Annotated in this window: 7 protein-coding genes, 8 tRNA genes and 1 pseudogene; 4 read left to right on the top strand and 12 right to left on the bottom strand. The window is 42.3% G+C overall.

Translation table 11 applies throughout. The features are described 5' to 3' along the window. Positions 1-151 precede the first annotated feature (151 nt). The 8 genes from L1D60_RS19230 to L1D60_RS19195 form a co-directional block, all read right to left on the bottom strand. Positions 152-236: transfer RNA gene (locus L1D60_RS19230), tRNA-Tyr, on the bottom strand. 94 nt (positions 237-330) lie between these two features. Beyond that, a tRNA-Tyr gene (locus tag L1D60_RS19225) sits at positions 331-415 on the bottom strand. Between the two features lie 114 nt (positions 416-529). Next, a tRNA-Tyr gene (locus tag L1D60_RS19220) sits at positions 530-614 on the bottom strand. Positions 615-732: 118 nt separating this feature from the next. Continuing rightward, positions 733-817 (bottom strand) — tRNA-Tyr (locus L1D60_RS19215). Positions 818-907: 90 nt separating this feature from the next. Further along, positions 908-992, bottom strand: a tRNA-Tyr gene (locus tag L1D60_RS19210). Between the two features lie 90 nt (positions 993-1082). After that, positions 1083-1167: transfer RNA gene (locus tag L1D60_RS19205), tRNA-Tyr, on the bottom strand. Between the two features lie 11 nt (positions 1168-1178). Then, positions 1179-1263: transfer RNA gene (locus tag L1D60_RS19200), tRNA-Tyr, on the bottom strand. 91 nt (positions 1264-1354) lie between these two features. Continuing rightward, a tRNA-Tyr gene (locus tag L1D60_RS19195) sits at positions 1355-1439 on the bottom strand. Between the two features lie 422 nt (positions 1440-1861). Here L1D60_RS19195 and L1D60_RS19190 point away from each other — a divergent pair. From L1D60_RS19190 to L1D60_RS19180, 3 genes and pseudogenes are all read left to right on the top strand, one after another. Then, positions 1862-2929 (top strand): efflux RND transporter periplasmic adaptor subunit, encoded by a 1068-nt coding sequence (locus L1D60_RS19190; protein WP_239842494.1) that lies wholly within the window; start codon positions 1862-1864, stop codon positions 2927-2929. After that, the gene (vexH, locus tag L1D60_RS19185) at positions 2929-6042 is read left to right on the top strand and encodes a vibriobactin export RND transporter permease subunit VexH (protein WP_239842493.1); all 3114 of its coding nucleotides are present in this window, start codon (positions 2929-2931) and stop codon (positions 6040-6042) included. The genes L1D60_RS19190 and vexH overlap by 1 nt, the downstream gene beginning before the upstream one ends. Before the next feature lie 113 nt (positions 6043-6155). Next, positions 6156-6269: pseudogene (locus L1D60_RS19180) on the top strand (DUF1244 domain-containing protein); the annotation flags it as partial. 1066 nt (positions 6270-7335) lie between these two features. On the opposite strand, the gene avs1c reads toward L1D60_RS19180, so the two are convergent. From avs1c to L1D60_RS19160, 4 genes are all read right to left on the bottom strand, one after another. Continuing rightward, positions 7336-7596, bottom strand: coding sequence for an AVAST type 1 anti-phage system protein Avs1c (gene avs1c / locus L1D60_RS19175; RefSeq protein ID WP_050922757.1), 261 nt, complete (start codon positions 7594-7596; stop codon positions 7336-7338). Between the two features lie 13 nt (positions 7597-7609). Beyond that, on the bottom strand, positions 7610-13357 hold the full coding sequence (avs1b, locus tag L1D60_RS19170; RefSeq protein ID WP_239842492.1) for an AVAST type 1 anti-phage system protease Avs1b: 5748 nt from the start codon (positions 13355-13357) through the stop codon (positions 7610-7612). A 2-nt stretch (positions 13358-13359) separates the two neighbouring features. Further along, positions 13360-14538, bottom strand: coding sequence for an AVAST type 1 anti-phage system MBL fold metallo-hydrolase Avs1a (gene avs1a / locus L1D60_RS19165; RefSeq protein ID WP_239842491.1), 1179 nt, complete (start codon positions 14536-14538; stop codon positions 13360-13362). 155 nt (positions 14539-14693) lie between these two features. Continuing rightward, on the bottom strand, positions 14694-14831 hold the full coding sequence (locus L1D60_RS19160) for a hypothetical protein (protein WP_239842490.1): 138 nt from the start codon (positions 14829-14831) through the stop codon (positions 14694-14696). 264 nt (positions 14832-15095) lie between these two features. On the opposite strand from L1D60_RS19160, the gene L1D60_RS19155 reads away from it, so the two are divergent. Further along, complete coding sequence (locus L1D60_RS19155) at positions 15096-15806, top strand: HAD hydrolase-like protein (protein WP_239842489.1); 711 nt, start codon at positions 15096-15098, stop codon at positions 15804-15806. Positions 15807-15915 lie beyond the last annotated feature (109 nt).

The raw sequence follows: 15915 nt of genomic DNA, 5'->3' as shown, positions 1-15915 counted from the left end.
TGGGATGTGTGATGAGAAGTCTTAAATGCGTCAAATTTTGTAGGTCTACAAAATTTGAACCAAATCTATGTTTAAATTGAGATAGATAGAGCGGATGTAGATACAAAAAAGCCAACTCAATGAGTTGGCTTTTCGATCTCTTAAGAGAATATGGTGGAGGGGGACGGATTCGAACCATCGAAGGCGGAGCCGGCAGATTTACAGTCTGCTCCCTTTGGCCACTCGGGAACCCCTCCAGGGTGTTTTCCCCAGTCTTTAAAAGCTAAAAGCAATTAAAACATAGGCTCAATTGAANGAGGTTTTCTTATCTCTAAAGAGTTAAGAAGAATATGGTGGAGGGGGACGGATTCGAACCATCGAAGGCGGAGCCGGCAGATTTACAGTCTGCTCCCTTTGGCCACTCGGGAACCCCTCCAGGGTGTTTTCCCCAGTYTTTAAAAGCTAAAAGCAATTAAAACATAGGCTCAATTGAAGTTTTCCCAACGRTTCAATCGAGGTTTTCTTATCTCTTAAAGAGTTAAGAAGAATATGGTGGAGGGGGACGGATTCGAACCATCGAAGGCGGAGCCGGCAGATTTACAGTCTGCTCCCTTTGGCCACTCGGGAACCCCTCCAGGGTGTTTTCCCCAGTCTTTAAAAGCTAAAAGCAATTAAAACATAGGCTCAATTGAANTGAAGTTTTCCCAACGATTCAAYYGAGGTTTTCTTATCTCTAAAGAGTTAAGAAGAATATGGTGGAGGGGGACGGATTCGAACCATCGAAGGCGGAGCCGGCAGATTTACAGTCTGCTCCCTTTGGCCACTCGGGAACCCCTCCAGGGTATTATCCTATCTAAAATAGGCTCAATTGAAGTTTTCCCAACGATTCAATCGAGGTTTTCTTATCTCTAAAGAGCTAAGAAGAATATGGTGGAGGGGGACGGATTCGAACCATCGAAGGCGGAGCCGGCAGATTTACAGTCTGCTCCCTTTGGCCACTCGGGAACCCCTCCAGGGTGTTTTCCTATCTAAAATAGGCTCAATTGAAGTTTTCCCAACGATTCAACTGAGGTTTTCTTATCTCTAAAGAGTTAAGAAGAATATGGTGGAGGGGGACGGATTCGAACCATCGAAGGCGGAGCCGGCAGATTTACAGTCTGCTCCCTTTGGCCACTCGGGAACCCCTCCAGGGTNGAATATGGTGGAGGGGGACGGATTCGAACCATCGAAGGCGGAGCCGGCAGATTTACAGTCTGCTCCCTTTGGCCACTCGGGAACCCCTCCAGGGTGTTTCCTATCTAAAATAGGCTCAATTGAAGTTTTCCCAACGATTCAATTGAGGTTTTCTTATCTCTTAAAGAGCTAAGAAGAAATATGGTGGAGGGGGACGGATTCGAACCATCGAAGGCGGAGCCGGCAGATTTACAGTCTGCTCCCTTTGGCCACTCGGGAACCCCTCCAGGGGTGTTTTCCTATCTCTCAATGGATAGGCTTAAGAAATGTTTTTCCCAACGCATCTCTCAAGTGCGGAGCGCATCATAGCAAACACGTTTAACCTGTAAAGAGTTTTTCTTATGGTTTTGTGTTGAATGCTGCCTTTTTGGGCAAAGATAGCGAAAAGTGCGCGTTTTGCTCGGTAAGTGAACATATGTTCTGGCTGTACCGTATTGCTATCCTAAATTATCAAGCCCGTAATCGACGTTACAAGAAAAGATAATTGAGGCTTCCTGACATTTAATCAGGGAACTCACTAAGAGAAAACCGTGAATGTCAGCGCAATTTAGCGACATTTACACTTCTTGACGTTACTCGTTGCAATCAGTTGATAGAATACGGTTAATTACTTTATAGAGATCTTGAATCTAACTTACAGACTATCGTTATGAAACATAAATCCATTTTATCTCTACTTAGCTTATCTATCATTTTGGCGTCTCCAGCCGTAGTGGCTAAGCGCATGGGACCGAGCGCGGTTACGGTTGTAACGGAGCAGGTCGATATTCATCAAGTCAATCAATCACTTTCACTCGTCGGTAAGCTAGAAGCGGAACAGTCGGTGATCATCTCTTCAGAGATTTCAGGCAAAGTGGACTCTATTCACGTTAAAGCTAACCAAGACGTTAAAAAAGACCAGCTGTTAGTTCAATTAGACGACGACAAGGCGAAAGCGGCGGTTGCAGAAGCAAAAGCATATCTAAAAGATGAGCGTCGTAAATTGGCGGAATTTGAACGCTTAGTAAAAAGAAACGCGATTACACAAACCGAAATTGATGCGCAGAAAACCAGTGTAGAGATTGCACTAGCAAGACTGGCAGCAGCAAACGCTAATCTAAAAGACCTTCATATCTCTGCACCTTTTTCTGGCACCGTTGGTTTTATCGACTTTAGCCGAGGAAAACTCGTCAGTTCAGGTACTGAATTGGTGACTTTGGATGACTTATCTGTGATGCAGTTAGATCTTCAGGTGCCAGAGCGTTACCTAGCAATGCTGTCTAAAGGCATGACAGTCACAGCACGTACCAGTGCGTGGGGCGATACTGAATTCTCAGGTACAGTCGTGGGTATTGACTCTCGCATCAATACTGAAACGCTGAACTTGCGTGTGCGTATTCACTTCGATAACCCGAATGACTACTTAAAGCCGGGTATGCTCGTTTCTGCTGAGATGGACTTCCCAGCGGTTGAAGCCCCAATTATCCCTGTACAAGCTCTGCAATATTCAGGGACCAAGCGTTACGTTTATGTTGTGGGCGAAGACAACAAAGCGACGCGTACTGAGGTCTTCCTAGGCGCTCGTATCGATAATGAAGTGGTGATCGAGAAAGGCATCAATATTGGTGACAAGATCGTTGTTCAAGGCATTGTGAATATGCGCGACGGTGTTCAAGTACAAGAACTTGGTGTGACAACGTCGGCAAAGCGTGAGCCTCAGAAAGAGGAAAGCAACTAATGCTGTTATCTGATGTATCAGTAAAAAGACCGGTAGCGGCACTGGTTCTCAGTTTGCTGCTAGTGGTGTTTGGTATCGTTTCGTTCAGTAAGCTTGCCGTACGAGAAATGCCAGATATTGAGAGCCCAGTAGTCTCGATCAGTACCCGTTACGAAGGCGCGTCTGCGACGATTATTGAAAGCCAGATAACTTCTAATCTAGAGGACCAGCTCTCGGGTATCAGCGGGATTGATGAAATTGAGTCGACCACTCGTAATGGCTCATCACGTATCACCATTACCTTTGAATTAGGCTACGACCTAAATACGGGTGTGAGTGATGTTCGTGATGCGGTCGCCCGTGCCCAGCGCTCGCTTCCTGATGAAGCCGATGATCCGATCGTTTATAAGAACAACGGCAGTGGTGAGGCATCTCTATATATCAACCTCAGTTCAACTGAAATGGATCGAACTCAGCTGACGGATTACACCGAACGTGTGCTTATCGACCGGTTCAGTCTGATCTCGGGCGTTAGCTCGGTGGATATTTCAGGTGGTCTCTACAAGGTTATGTACGTCAAGCTCAAACCTGAGCTGATGGCAGGTCGAGGTGTGACCGCAACAGACATTACCACAGCGCTTCGTAATGAGAATATTGAGAGCCCAGGTGGTGAGGTTCGAAACGATGCGATCGTGATGTCTGTTCGTACTGCACGTTCATATACTCAAGCTGAAGACTTTGAATACTTAGTTGTTAAACGTGCATCGGATAATTCCCCGATCTACTTAAAAGATGTTGCGGACGTTTATATTGGCGCTGAGAACGAAAACTCGACCTTTAAGAGTGACGGCATTGTAAACGTGAGCATGGGTATCGTTCCGCAATCGGACGCGAACCCGCTAGAAGTTGCTGATTTGGTTCATAAAGAAGTTGAGAACATTCAAAAGTTTCTACCGGATGGCACGCGATTAGCGATTGATTACGATTCAACTGTCTTTATCGACCGTTCAATCTCTGAGGTTTATAGCACCCTGTTTATCACCGGTGGCTTAGTTATCTTGGTGCTGTATGTGTTCATCGGACAAGCGCGCGCAACCTTGATTCCTGCGGTTACTGTACCTGTATCGTTGATTTCATCTTTCATTGCTGCTTACTACTTTGGTTTCTCTATCAACCTAATCACGCTTATGGCACTGATTCTGTCGATTGGTCTGGTTGTGGACGATGCGATCGTAGTGGTTGAAAACATTTTCCATCACATTGAGCGCGGTGAATCACCACTTTTAGCCGCTTATAAAGGGACACGTGAAGTAGGTTTCGCGGTTATCGCAACCACGTTGGTTCTGGTGATGGTATTTCTACCAATCTCGTTTATGGACGGCATGGTTGGTTTGTTGTTTACCGAGTTCTCGGTATTACTGGCGATGTCGGTGATCTTCTCGTCATTGGTGGCATTGACGTTGACCCCAGTTCTGGGCAGTAAGATCTTAAAAGCGAACGTAAAGCCAAACCGCTTTAATCACTTTGTAGAGCGTGTATTCGGTAAGCTAGAGAAGGGTTACCGCAGTGTATTGCGTCGTGCTCTGGCATGGCGATGGGCGGCACCGATCATTATTTTGTCGTGTCTCGGTGGTAGCTACGGCTTAATGCAGCAAGTGCCTGCTCAACTGACACCTCAAGAAGACCGTGGTGTGATCTTTGCGTTTGTTCGTGGCGCGGATGCGACCAGTTATAACCGTATGTCGGCTAACATGGATCTGGTTGAAGAACGATTGATGCCGTTGCTTGGCCAAGGATTTTTGAAGTCATTCAGCTTGCAGTCACCAGCGTTTGGCGGTAACGCAGGTGACCAAACCGGCTTCGTAATCATGATTCTCGAAGACTGGAATGAGCGTGAAGCGACGGCTCAAGAAGCGCTCGGTCAAGTAAGAAAAGCGCTAACGGGGATTCCAGACGTACGTATCTTCCCATTTATGCCAGGCTTCCGTGGCGGTTCGAGTGAACCTGTTCAGTTTGTTCTTGGTGGCTCTGATTATCCTGAACTGCAAAAATGGGCAGAGATCCTCAAGCAAGCTGCTGAAGATTCGCCAATGATGGAAGGCGCAGACATCGATTACTCAGAGAAAACCCCTGAGCTATTGGTGACGGTTGATAAACAGCGTGCCGCAGAGCTTGGTGTGAGTGTTTCAGATATCTCAGACACACTAGAAATCATGCTCGGTGGTAAAAGTGAAACGACTTTCGTTGAGCGCGGTGAAGAGTACGACGTTTACCTGCGTGGCGATGAGAACAGCTTTAATAACGCCAATGATCTCAGCCAGATTTACATGAGAACCCAATCAGGTGAACTGGTCACGCTTGATACGTTAACTAAGATAGAAGAGGTGGCATCATCCATTCGTCTGTCTCACTACAACAAGCAGAAATCGATCACCATCAAAGCCAACTTAATGGATGGCTACACATTGGGTGAGGCGCTTGATTTCCTTGATGAGCAGGCCATTGAGATGCTACCAGGTGATATCTCGGTGAGCTACTCAGGTGAGTCTAAAGACTTTAAAGAGAACCAATCGAGCATCCTTGTGGTGTTTGCTCTGGCAATGCTGGTCGCTTACCTAGTATTAGCGGCGCAGTTTGAAAGCTTCATCAACCCACTAGTGGTGATGTTTACTGTTCCTATGGGGATCTTTGGTGGTTTCTTAGGTTTGGTGCTGATGAGTCAAGGGCTGAACGTATATAGTCAGATCGGTATGATCATGCTGATTGGTATGGTGACTAAGAATGGTATCTTGATTGTTGAATTTGCAAACCAACTGCGTGACCGTGGTATTGAGTTTGAAAAAGCGATTGTTGATGCATCTGCTCGTCGCTTACGACCAATCATGATGACGGCCTTTACTACGTTAGCGGGTGCGATTCCATTGATCACCTCTACAGGCGCAGGCTACGAAAGCCGAGTGGCCGTGGGTACGGTTATCTTCTTTGGTATGGGCTTTGCGACCTTGGTGACGCTGTTTGTTATCCCGGCTATGTACCGCTTGATCTCTGGCGCAACACGATCGCCAGGTCATGTGGAAGCTGAACTTAATAAAGCGCTGAGTCACGACACTGTAGGTCGAACTTCCCACGGCTAATCAAAGATTAGAGTGCTTATCTGATAAAAGCCTGCTTTTGCTCCTAGCGAACAGCAGGCTTTTTTTGTATAACAACAAGGCTCAATAAAATAGAACAGAATAAGGAACTCAAAGTGGCTGAATTCAAATACAAAAATTTGTCCCAAGAAGAACAAGATAAGCTGGATGCGGCGACTTTTCGTCGTTTGCTTGCACACCTAGATGACAATAAAGATGTGCAAGATCTAAGTAGTTAAGAACTAATTAAACTATCAAATTGAATTTTAAGTTATTGAATTTTAGTTTGTTAAGTATTGTTTTTTTTGATTGAGTTTGATTGTTCATAATCAAAATACTCTGAGTATGTGTTTGAAAATGAACACTCGATACTTTCGCTTCTATGTTAGTACTAATAGTCAGATCTACAAGCCATATAACGATACACTAACCTTTCCGCTACCTAAGTGCTTCTAAAGCTACCGATGTATGACCTAACTAAAATTATACACCTCTCGACATCTGTTCTTTGTCTTGATCTGAATCGCCACTACTTCAGTAGGGTCTGATCTGATAGTTAGATCAATCTCTTTCTCAATCGAGGCTATTTCTTCGTCGATTAAGCTAATGACGCGTTTTATCGAGTATATCACTCGCTCATGAGTATTAGCGATTTCACTAGCTTCCAAACGGTTTGATTCTCTCAGTCTATCCTTTTTTAAGCACTCAGACGACGAGATAATGATTTGATATTCCTTACATTTAGACTATCTGGTGTCCACAGATGAGCGCGGCTCGCCATACAAAGCCAGCATATGTTAATCCGATTTATCGGTCTTATGTACAAGCCCCAATGATTGAGAGAACTTTTTTGCTTTGCCGGGGTTAGATATAAACACCAAAAAAAAACAGCCATATGTAGGTAAAAAGCTATTGACTCATGATAGATACCAGTCGACTCCATAGTGATTAAGATATCTTCTGCTTTACACTTGGCTGTTTTTAGCAACCAAGAGCTTAAGTCAGAATGAGCCCCTTTGTCGTTCTTAAACTTACGATAGCGTTGTCCGCTCTTGGTTTGATCGCTAAGTAAACAAACATCTAGACTTTCCTTACTTACATCAATGCCAACATTTATACTCACACAACGACTCCACTTGTACATTCAGCATCATTAGCTGTCGAGCTATGCGCTTGGATACCATCCAGTATTTGAGTAAGTAAAATCAGGGGATAATCTACAGAGCAATGTCTAGAATTATGTGGTGGTCCGTTATAACTGACCACCACAATTTATCGATGATATTCAGTGCTAACCTATTGTTCATCAGAATCAATATTATCGGGTAGCTTGAAATTTCGCATATGATACATCATGTTTGCGTTAAGGCGAGCTTGTTCATTAACACTTAGAAAATCAATCCGTCCATTCGGGAGCTTTCTTACTTTGAGTATTCCTTCCATAGATATATCAGCATTCACATGAAACTTGCCTTGTTTAATAATATTATGCAGATAGTGAAATCGTAGTTCGAATTCCGACCTAGTATCTGGTGTATCATATGCTTCAAAATTCATGAATCCTCCAATATTATCCGAAAGAAATTAGCCCAACAGGTTCTAGATCTAACTCAAATACCCAAATCAAACTTAATCCATGTGGTAGTCTGAGAGCGTTAGAATCAATCGATAAGAAGCACCCCTCATTGGTCGGAGCTCCTTCATATGTTTCTTTGAGTCGCCCTGACTTCCACCAACCTCGCTTCAAATTGGAACTGCTTGCCTCAGTCGCCTTCATGAAGTGTGTGGTAGGTATTGCTGGAGTAAAACTACCAAAATAAGCAGGAAAAGCTTCAACATTAGCACAAGTGTCAATCAAGCAAGTTTTATCTAGTGAAGGCTTATCTGTTGATGAGAACCGCCCAGAAGGCAGAGGAAGATTTTCTGGACTGTCAGTAAGATACGCCGTCAGTCTAACTAGTCTCAGTTTGTCTTTGTGCCAAACTTTTTCACAGTAGTCTAAGTAAATACGATCCCCGTGTAGCGGTGTTGGTTGTTTAGAGCGTATCCAATTTATAGCTTGGGATTCAAAATTTGTGATTCTTAAGTTATCTAAGCGAGTTGGATTGTACTTTCTGAAAATGGCTTCGATATGTTTGTACTCCGGTTCCTTTGCAACATTATGCAAGGCTACATTAAACGCGTAGCGAACTTTATCGGACCAGCGGTTAGGGCGCTCTGTGTTTCCATAATACCCTTCAGCCAACAACTGCTCTAATTCTAAGCTAGCCTCTAAAGATAGTGGTGAGCATGTTTCTTGCAGTATTGATTCTGCTTGAGCCAGTACAGAAGAACTCACCACGCCTAGCTTCATTAATCTGGGCCAGTTGGATCGAATACATTCCGCCCATGTAGGTAACTCAACATCATCGGATATGCTTTTATTAGTTGCACCATTGAAGCGAGCCGCCAACGTATCCAAAGCCTCGTCAGCAGACTTTGATCCTTGCACTGTAGCTCGTCTAGTAATGCGCACTAAAACTGAATATCTACCGACATGTTTGCAGTTTTGTTGTATCGAATTAAAGTCAAGCTCTTTAGCTAAAGCTTCCCAGGCTTGTTGTGATGTAGATGTTTGCTCAAGAGCACCACAAATTAAGTCGGGATGAGAGCCACTGTTCATGGAAAAAGCTTTAGCTCCAAATAATTGGACGAAATCTGGGTAGCTCTTTGATAACCAAATCAGCATCTCTGATGCTTTTTCGCGCCTTAGCCATGTAGGGTGATCGATAACATGAAGAATTAGTTTGGCTAAGCAATCAGATAAACTGTCGTCATTCTCTAGAAACGTATATCTATCAGCCTCTTCTAGGCTTCCAACCATTAAGCTAGTATGTTCATTTGTTAGTTTTAGGACCTGGGCTTGTTCGTCATAAGGGCAATGACTCGCTAACCATGTAATTAAACTTTCTGCTATTCGCCAGCTCTCAGCATAACGCTTATCCACAATTAAAGGCGAAAGTAGGTTAACTAAATCAGAAACAGAACTATCAGTTTGCAGAAGTAGTGATTTTCCTTGTTCAACAACCGATGTAGTTCCATTCCATAATGACCACCCACCACTCTCCATAGCACTCATTGCTGAGATGACTTCGTTTTTTGCTTCTGAATTATTCCTACGGCGTAGGTGTCTAGACGCATTAGATAAGGCTACGTTAGCCTCTTCAATAGAGTTAGAGCTGCCAAAAGTCCCTGGAAAGTGAATTGTATCGGAATCTTTTGTTTCTGCTTCTCTATTATCAGATTTTGAGCCTTCTCTTGATGGAATTTTAGTCAAGTCTGGGCCTGACTGGGCGATGCTCTCCGGAAATCTTGTTGCGAAAATTCTTTTGACATGCTCATTTAGATTGGAGGCTAGCGATGAAATGAACTCTAAACGGTCATTTAAACTATCAAATTCAGACTCGCAAATAATCTCCACCCTATCAAGAGCTAGGTCTAGCAAAGCATTGTCATTTGCTAACTTGTTGATTAAAAGGCTATAGGCATGCGCAAACTTGTCTCTGTGGCGTGAATCGCCAAATTGGAAGCACTCCAACAGAACCCAACATAGCTGCCAATCTGCCCTAGGAATCAGAGGGGTAATGAGAGATAAAATTGAGTCTTGTTCATCCAGAGCAGCTCCAGGGAAACGAGTGCCTTTTAGCGTTGAAACTCTGTCTATATCTCCACGAGTAACTTCTTGATACATTTGTTCAAGTGTTCCGTAGGTTTGGCGAATAAAGTAATTTACAGCGCTTTGAACGGAGCCTCTTTGACACAAAGCTCCAATGAAGTCTCGTTTAGCGTATCTAACAAAGCGCTGGAAAGTCATCTCACCATCCGCGGCATCTAGTAGTCCTGCTATTTGACATATGACTTCTGGTTCAACGATGTATTCTTGATCAACAGATTCTAGTGCAGTAATACTTAAACCTAGTTGATCTTCCTTGTACCAACTAGGTCCCATGGAGAATGATAAGACAAGTTGATAAGTTTTTTTCGCTTGGTCCGAAGCATCTAACCTTGTGTAAAGTGGAATTATACTTAACAGCTCCGGAATGAGCTCATATCTGTTCTCTAGGTTAGATGTTACGTATTCTTTCCAACGATCCAGCAATAGAAATGCTTGATCCTCTACTTCTACGTCTAATGGCTTACTAACAACAGTTGTTAGAACTTGGTTTAGAATACTTCTAAAGCCTTCTGAGTAGATACCACATTGGCAGTCAAATTGCTCCTCGATAAAATTGAGTAAGTCACAAATTCCACTAGGATATATGTCAGTAATTAACTCTGTAATTGATTGATATATATTAGGAAGAATGCCCTCTGGCAAGCCATAGGCGTCTTCCCACTGAACACGCTGCGCGAGACTGAACCTTAAGTGGTTTAAAATATCTTGATTTAGAGTTTTCCAGACAACTTCTAACCCTATTGTGTCCTCATTTTCTTTGAACCGCCTTGCGGTACCATCACACCAAGCAATGGCACTACATATTGAACTAAGTCCATTTAACCATGAACTTGAAGATAGGGGGATTAACTTGGGGCAGGTGAATTCAGGCTCAATAAACGCTTTATGCTTCCATACTGCCATACCATTTTCTAATTCAGAATAATCAATAGTAACATTGTCATCAGCAACAAATGATATAGGTAAAGGTACGTCATCCGCAGGCTCTCCTAGCGCCAAAACAATGCTTTTCGGCGCACCCAAGGATAGATAGCAATCAATGATGCTCGGATGTACTTTATTCTGCTCATTCCAAGCATCTGAAACTAAAGTTTCTACATCAGAAAAAACTTGGTCAAGCAACTCCTGGTCATAATTTACTTCGTATCTTTCGCATAGACCCTTATATAACGGAACTGCAAATACGATTGGTTCTGCTATCTCGCTTAACGGTCCGGAGTAATACTTTCGCAATTGAGAAATGGACATATAACTGCTAGTAAAACACATCGATGTAGCTTGCGTGTAAGTTAGCATTTCATTTAGAACAAGGTTGCGTGCATCCTTATCTCTTACAGTTTCGTCTATAGCTTTCATCCAATAATACTGGAAATTAGAAAGTAATAACCGCGAGCTATCATCCCCTGCACGAATTTTTAGAAGGAACAGCTGTATTTGAAGGTCATAGATATTTAGGAACTCTTTATAAGAAAGTCCATTTTCGTTAGATACTTGTTCAAGAGCTTCTGTTAAGTACTTCTCTACGATGCCTAACAACTCTAAAGCTGTCTCATGGCTGTTTGAATCTACAAGCTTCAATGCAACGACAAGCGCCTCTTCTAACGGTATAATTAACTGTCCATACCGACTTGCATGCTGCAAAGCTTCTTGTTCTTTTCCAATACAGATTAAAGCACTTGCCATTAAATCAGCAGATTGAGCAAACAATGTGTTATACCGGAACTGAATTCTTTGGCAAAGCAAAAGGATACGAACCGTTTCAACCAGGCTACCAAGCTCTGTTGCCGCTTTCAAAACACCTTTAAGATCTTCTAGGAGAGTATCAGGCTCGATGCCTTGATACACACAATCGTCAATCCATTTTTGAGTACATAGAGCAACCACTTGTGCTTTGTCAGTACCTTCAGCTTTAAGACCATGGTAGATCAAATTGAGTAAGCAGTATTTTTTTTGTATTTGCTTCTCACAGTGTTCAGCTAACCGTAACTGGACATCCTGTTCTCGTAATGCTGTCTTCTCAAGAAGAAAATCAGAAAAAGAAGAGTGATATATCGTCGTTTCAGTTGGGCTCAATAACAAGTGTTGTATTCTTCCAAGAGTGCCTAAAAGTATGGCTTGTTCATTTGAGTTCAAAATCTCTGTAAAGTGACTGATAGAGATCCCCCAACGCAAACGAACCGCTATTGCTAGCAAGTTTACGGCGTCGTTATCCTCTTTCAGTTTTAGCCACAACAAGTCGTAATACTTTCGAATGCTGCCGTCTATTAATGGCAAACTTTTTAGTTCGTCATTACTTGTACCTGAATTCACGAGATCAATTAAGTAACGAAGATATAGTGGATGCCCTTGCACTCGTTCGCAAATCAGACTTACAGTTTTTGAGTTAGCGTGCTCTGCAGTAAGAGCACCATAACAAAAATTTTGAACTGCACTATCACTGAGAGAAGGCATAGAAATGCATGATTCGCGATTTAGCCTATTACCTAATCGAGTCGCAAACTGTTCATAGTTTGGTGCAGAAAGAACAATTACCACTCCTGATGGCAGTGTCATAGGTAATAGACCAATGAACTTAGTCAAGGTGTCAGTATCTTGTCGTTCAACTTCATCCAGTCCATCAATAAATAGTATCCCGGTTTTCCCATTAGAAGAGTATGTTTCACTTAACCGTAACAATAGCTGCTCTGTTTTATTTATGAGCTCTGGGTAATCGAGCGTTTCTATGCGTCCAGGAGTGCCTGTAATGAACATCGAAACTTGCATGTTAAGCCAGTTGAAGAACTCTTGAGGTTGAGCTAATCGAGTTGCATTTTTGGTGCTTACTCTTGGAGTAAAGCTGTATGTCCCGAAGTGTTCTAAAGAAGAGGTTTCTGGTGAATATGTCTCACAAAATGTTGATTTACCAATACCATGGGCCCCGTTAATGAAAATATAGCTACCGGTTTGTGCAGAGATAAAGTCATCGAATTGTTCAGTGAATGCTTTCCTAGAGGCTAAGCGTTGACTGGTTGAATGTTTTTTATTCGTTTCAATAGCAATGCCAAAGCTGTTCAAAAAGTCATATAGCTTAGATATAGATATAACACCGATGGTTTTTTCTATGGAAACCCGAATAACACCAACGCAAACATCATTGCAAACTAGTGCCGCTCCAGAAAAGCCCTGATAGTCGCTTAAAGATATCGGTTCATCTATACTTATTTCTATATCTGAGCCTAACTTAAGGCTTTCGAAAGTTTGAACAATCGATCCTTCTAACCGATGTCCCATAGTTAGCTTGCTAGCAGGCCATCCATAGGAATAGAAGCGGTTTCCACCTAAAGGTAATAAGTCACTAAGCTTGATTGGAGAGATGTCACACACAGCTTCTAACTCTACTAAAGCGATGTCTAACTTTGCGTCATGTCCAAGAACACGAGCTTTCAGTACTGAAGGGGGGGAACTAAAATTAAAAGTGACACTTACTTCTGAATCACTTTCAATTGCTTCGGCTACGCAATGGTAGGCAGTTAATACGATTTTCGATGTAATTAGTGAGCCTGTACCTGATTCTTCACCACATTCAATCTTACAAATTGCCACTTTCATTTCAGTATCTAACATGATTATTCCTTGGTGATTTCTATCCAGTTAGTAGCTTCTTCTTCAACAATGAAAGTAGCGCCTGTAGTTGTTTGGAAATTTTTAATCTCTCTCGATTCTGGAGTCGAGTAGTTAAAATAGAGAGTCCTCGTAAAACTCGCATCTCTATCGACTATTGCTCGAAGAAGCTCAATATCAGGGTGATTATGTTTGCTTCCATTCGAGGAAATGAAATACATTGGAGCATCTATAGTGTAAAGTAGTTCTGGGCTAGTATTATAGTTGCTTCCATGGTGAGATATTTTAATTGCATCAAACATCATGGACTCACCTTGTGACTTCATTTTAAGAAGTTCTTTCAAAACCTCCTCAGCCCACGCGTCCGCAAGCATTAATACTCGAAGACCATCGAGTTCGATAACAGTAGCAATAGAGCTTCCGTTAGTCGGTGAGTTGTCTGGTTTGTATACGTCTTCAAGATTTTTCCTACGTCCTGCAGATATGAGTTTATTGCCTCTAGCTTGCCCTTCACTGCTGTGCTCAAAATTAAGCTCGAAAGCATCGTCAATAGCAAGGTCCGAACCTATAGAACCAACGAAGCCATAGCGTCTTAAATCTCGCTTCCATGACTTAACTAGACCATCTAATCGTTCTTTTGATGGTGTTAGCACCTTTACAAAACCATCCTGAAATCGCTTGTGTTGCACATTATTAATACAAACGCTTTCGCTTCCATCGCCGTCATTCCAAACATACCCTCCAGCATGAATCAAAGATGCTAATGTTGAGCCTTGACGTGCGCTGATTTCGTCGTAAGTTGAGGTTGCATTAAGCTCTTTGGGGTGACCTCGTCTATTAATTGCATTTATGACCTCACAATCTTGAGGTGATAATTCAGTTTCATTCAATGAAGTCAGACTTCGTAGGCTGTTGTGCCAGATACCTTCAACAGAAACAATATTGTTTGTTTCTGAATGGCTGTTTAATAGAAGAAAGCGAATGATGCCTCCAATATGATCTGCATCAATGTGGGTAACGATAGCTAAATTTAAACATGCACCGCTACTTGCGATTTCTTCTAGGTCTTGTCGTATGTATGAGTTGAAAGTTCTGGCATATCCAGCATCTATAAGGATGTTTGTCTTGTCTGAACTTATTAGAAAAGCATCCCCGTTCTCTGCGGGGTACATCTTGATTCTCATGGAACATCCTTCTTATCACAACTGCATATAGAGAACTAACAAATAGCTAAGCAAATAGTTTTATATTTTCCATTTTACTTAACTTAAAGGTTTTCTTCTAACTATTTGTTAGGGCGATAAAAAAGCTTTTTAGCTGAGTGAAGTTGGCTGCTCAATTAGAAGTTTGCAATACCTGAAGTAATCCATGGATTGCTACTTAGCAAAATCACTGGCACGTTTCTGTCCATACGTGTGCCAGCGTCGATCACGGCAAACACACCTTTGCCCCTTTTCTTGTTAGCCCTTCTACTCATTTACATCTCATAGACTTGAATTATCCCTAGTCAAATCTATCCGATTGAATTGAAAGTTTAGCTTTCCTGTTGTTCGCTGACATTTTGCGGTATAGCAATACTTAATGTGCTCTAACTTATTGATTGCTAATTGAACCAATACGATTAAAAATCCATTATGTAAAAGAAAAAGACGACGATTTGTCGACTAATAAGCGTTAGGCATATTCGCCAAATTGGAGTAAATTGCACGTTCAGACTTGGTGTATCGGTGTAGAGGTAAAAATGAAGTTAGATGCTGTGTTGTGGGACTATGATGGAACTCTTGTAAACTCAGTCCCTAAGAATATTGATATAACAAAAGCTATCTTAGCCGTTGTTGCACCACATTTAACTGGCGAGTTTTTACCTAAGTATTTACGCGACGAAGAGTCGTATCATGAAGCCAACCATAGTGCTAAAAACTGGCAAGAACTTTACGTTGACTATTATGGGTTAACACATGAGGAAATGTTGATTGCTGGAGGTATGTGGGCGGAACATCAAGAAAAGAATACAACGGAAGTAATGTTGTTTGATGGCATCAAAGATGTAGTCACTAAGTTTTCTTATCTTCCTCACGGTATTTGCTCGCAGAACTCGCAAAACAATATTCGCCGCTTACTAGAGAACAATTCGATATCTGCACCTTTCAAGTCAATAGTAGGGTACAACGATGTTTCCAATAGAAATCAAAAGCCTGACGCACTTGGCGGTCTCAAGTGTATTGAATCGATTTTTGGTCATACCAACAGTCAGCGTTTAATGTATATCGGGGACCATGAAGCAGACGTAAAGTTTGCGCGTAACCTACAAACGGCAATTGGCGGAGAATCACGTGTAATTGCAGTGGCTGCAGCGTACAGCCGCTCAGTACCAGAGTCTTGGGGATGTAAACCTGATTACACGGCACGTACAGTCGATGAACTTTTTGAGATCATCGGAAAATACGCATAACAAACGACTAAAATTCCAAGATACTTATTCTGCGCGTTATAACTTAAACTCTAACGCTCTTCTGTCCAAAAATGGTTTATAAATGCTAACGATCGCTCCTGCATTTGCT

Source organism: Vibrio sp. Isolate30 (assembly GCF_022397975.1).
Taxonomy (GTDB): Bacteria; Pseudomonadota; Gammaproteobacteria; order Enterobacterales; family Vibrionaceae; genus Vibrio; species Vibrio fortis.
The sequence above is the reverse complement of the archived record's forward strand: the minus strand, read 5'-3'. Positions and strand labels throughout refer to the sequence as shown.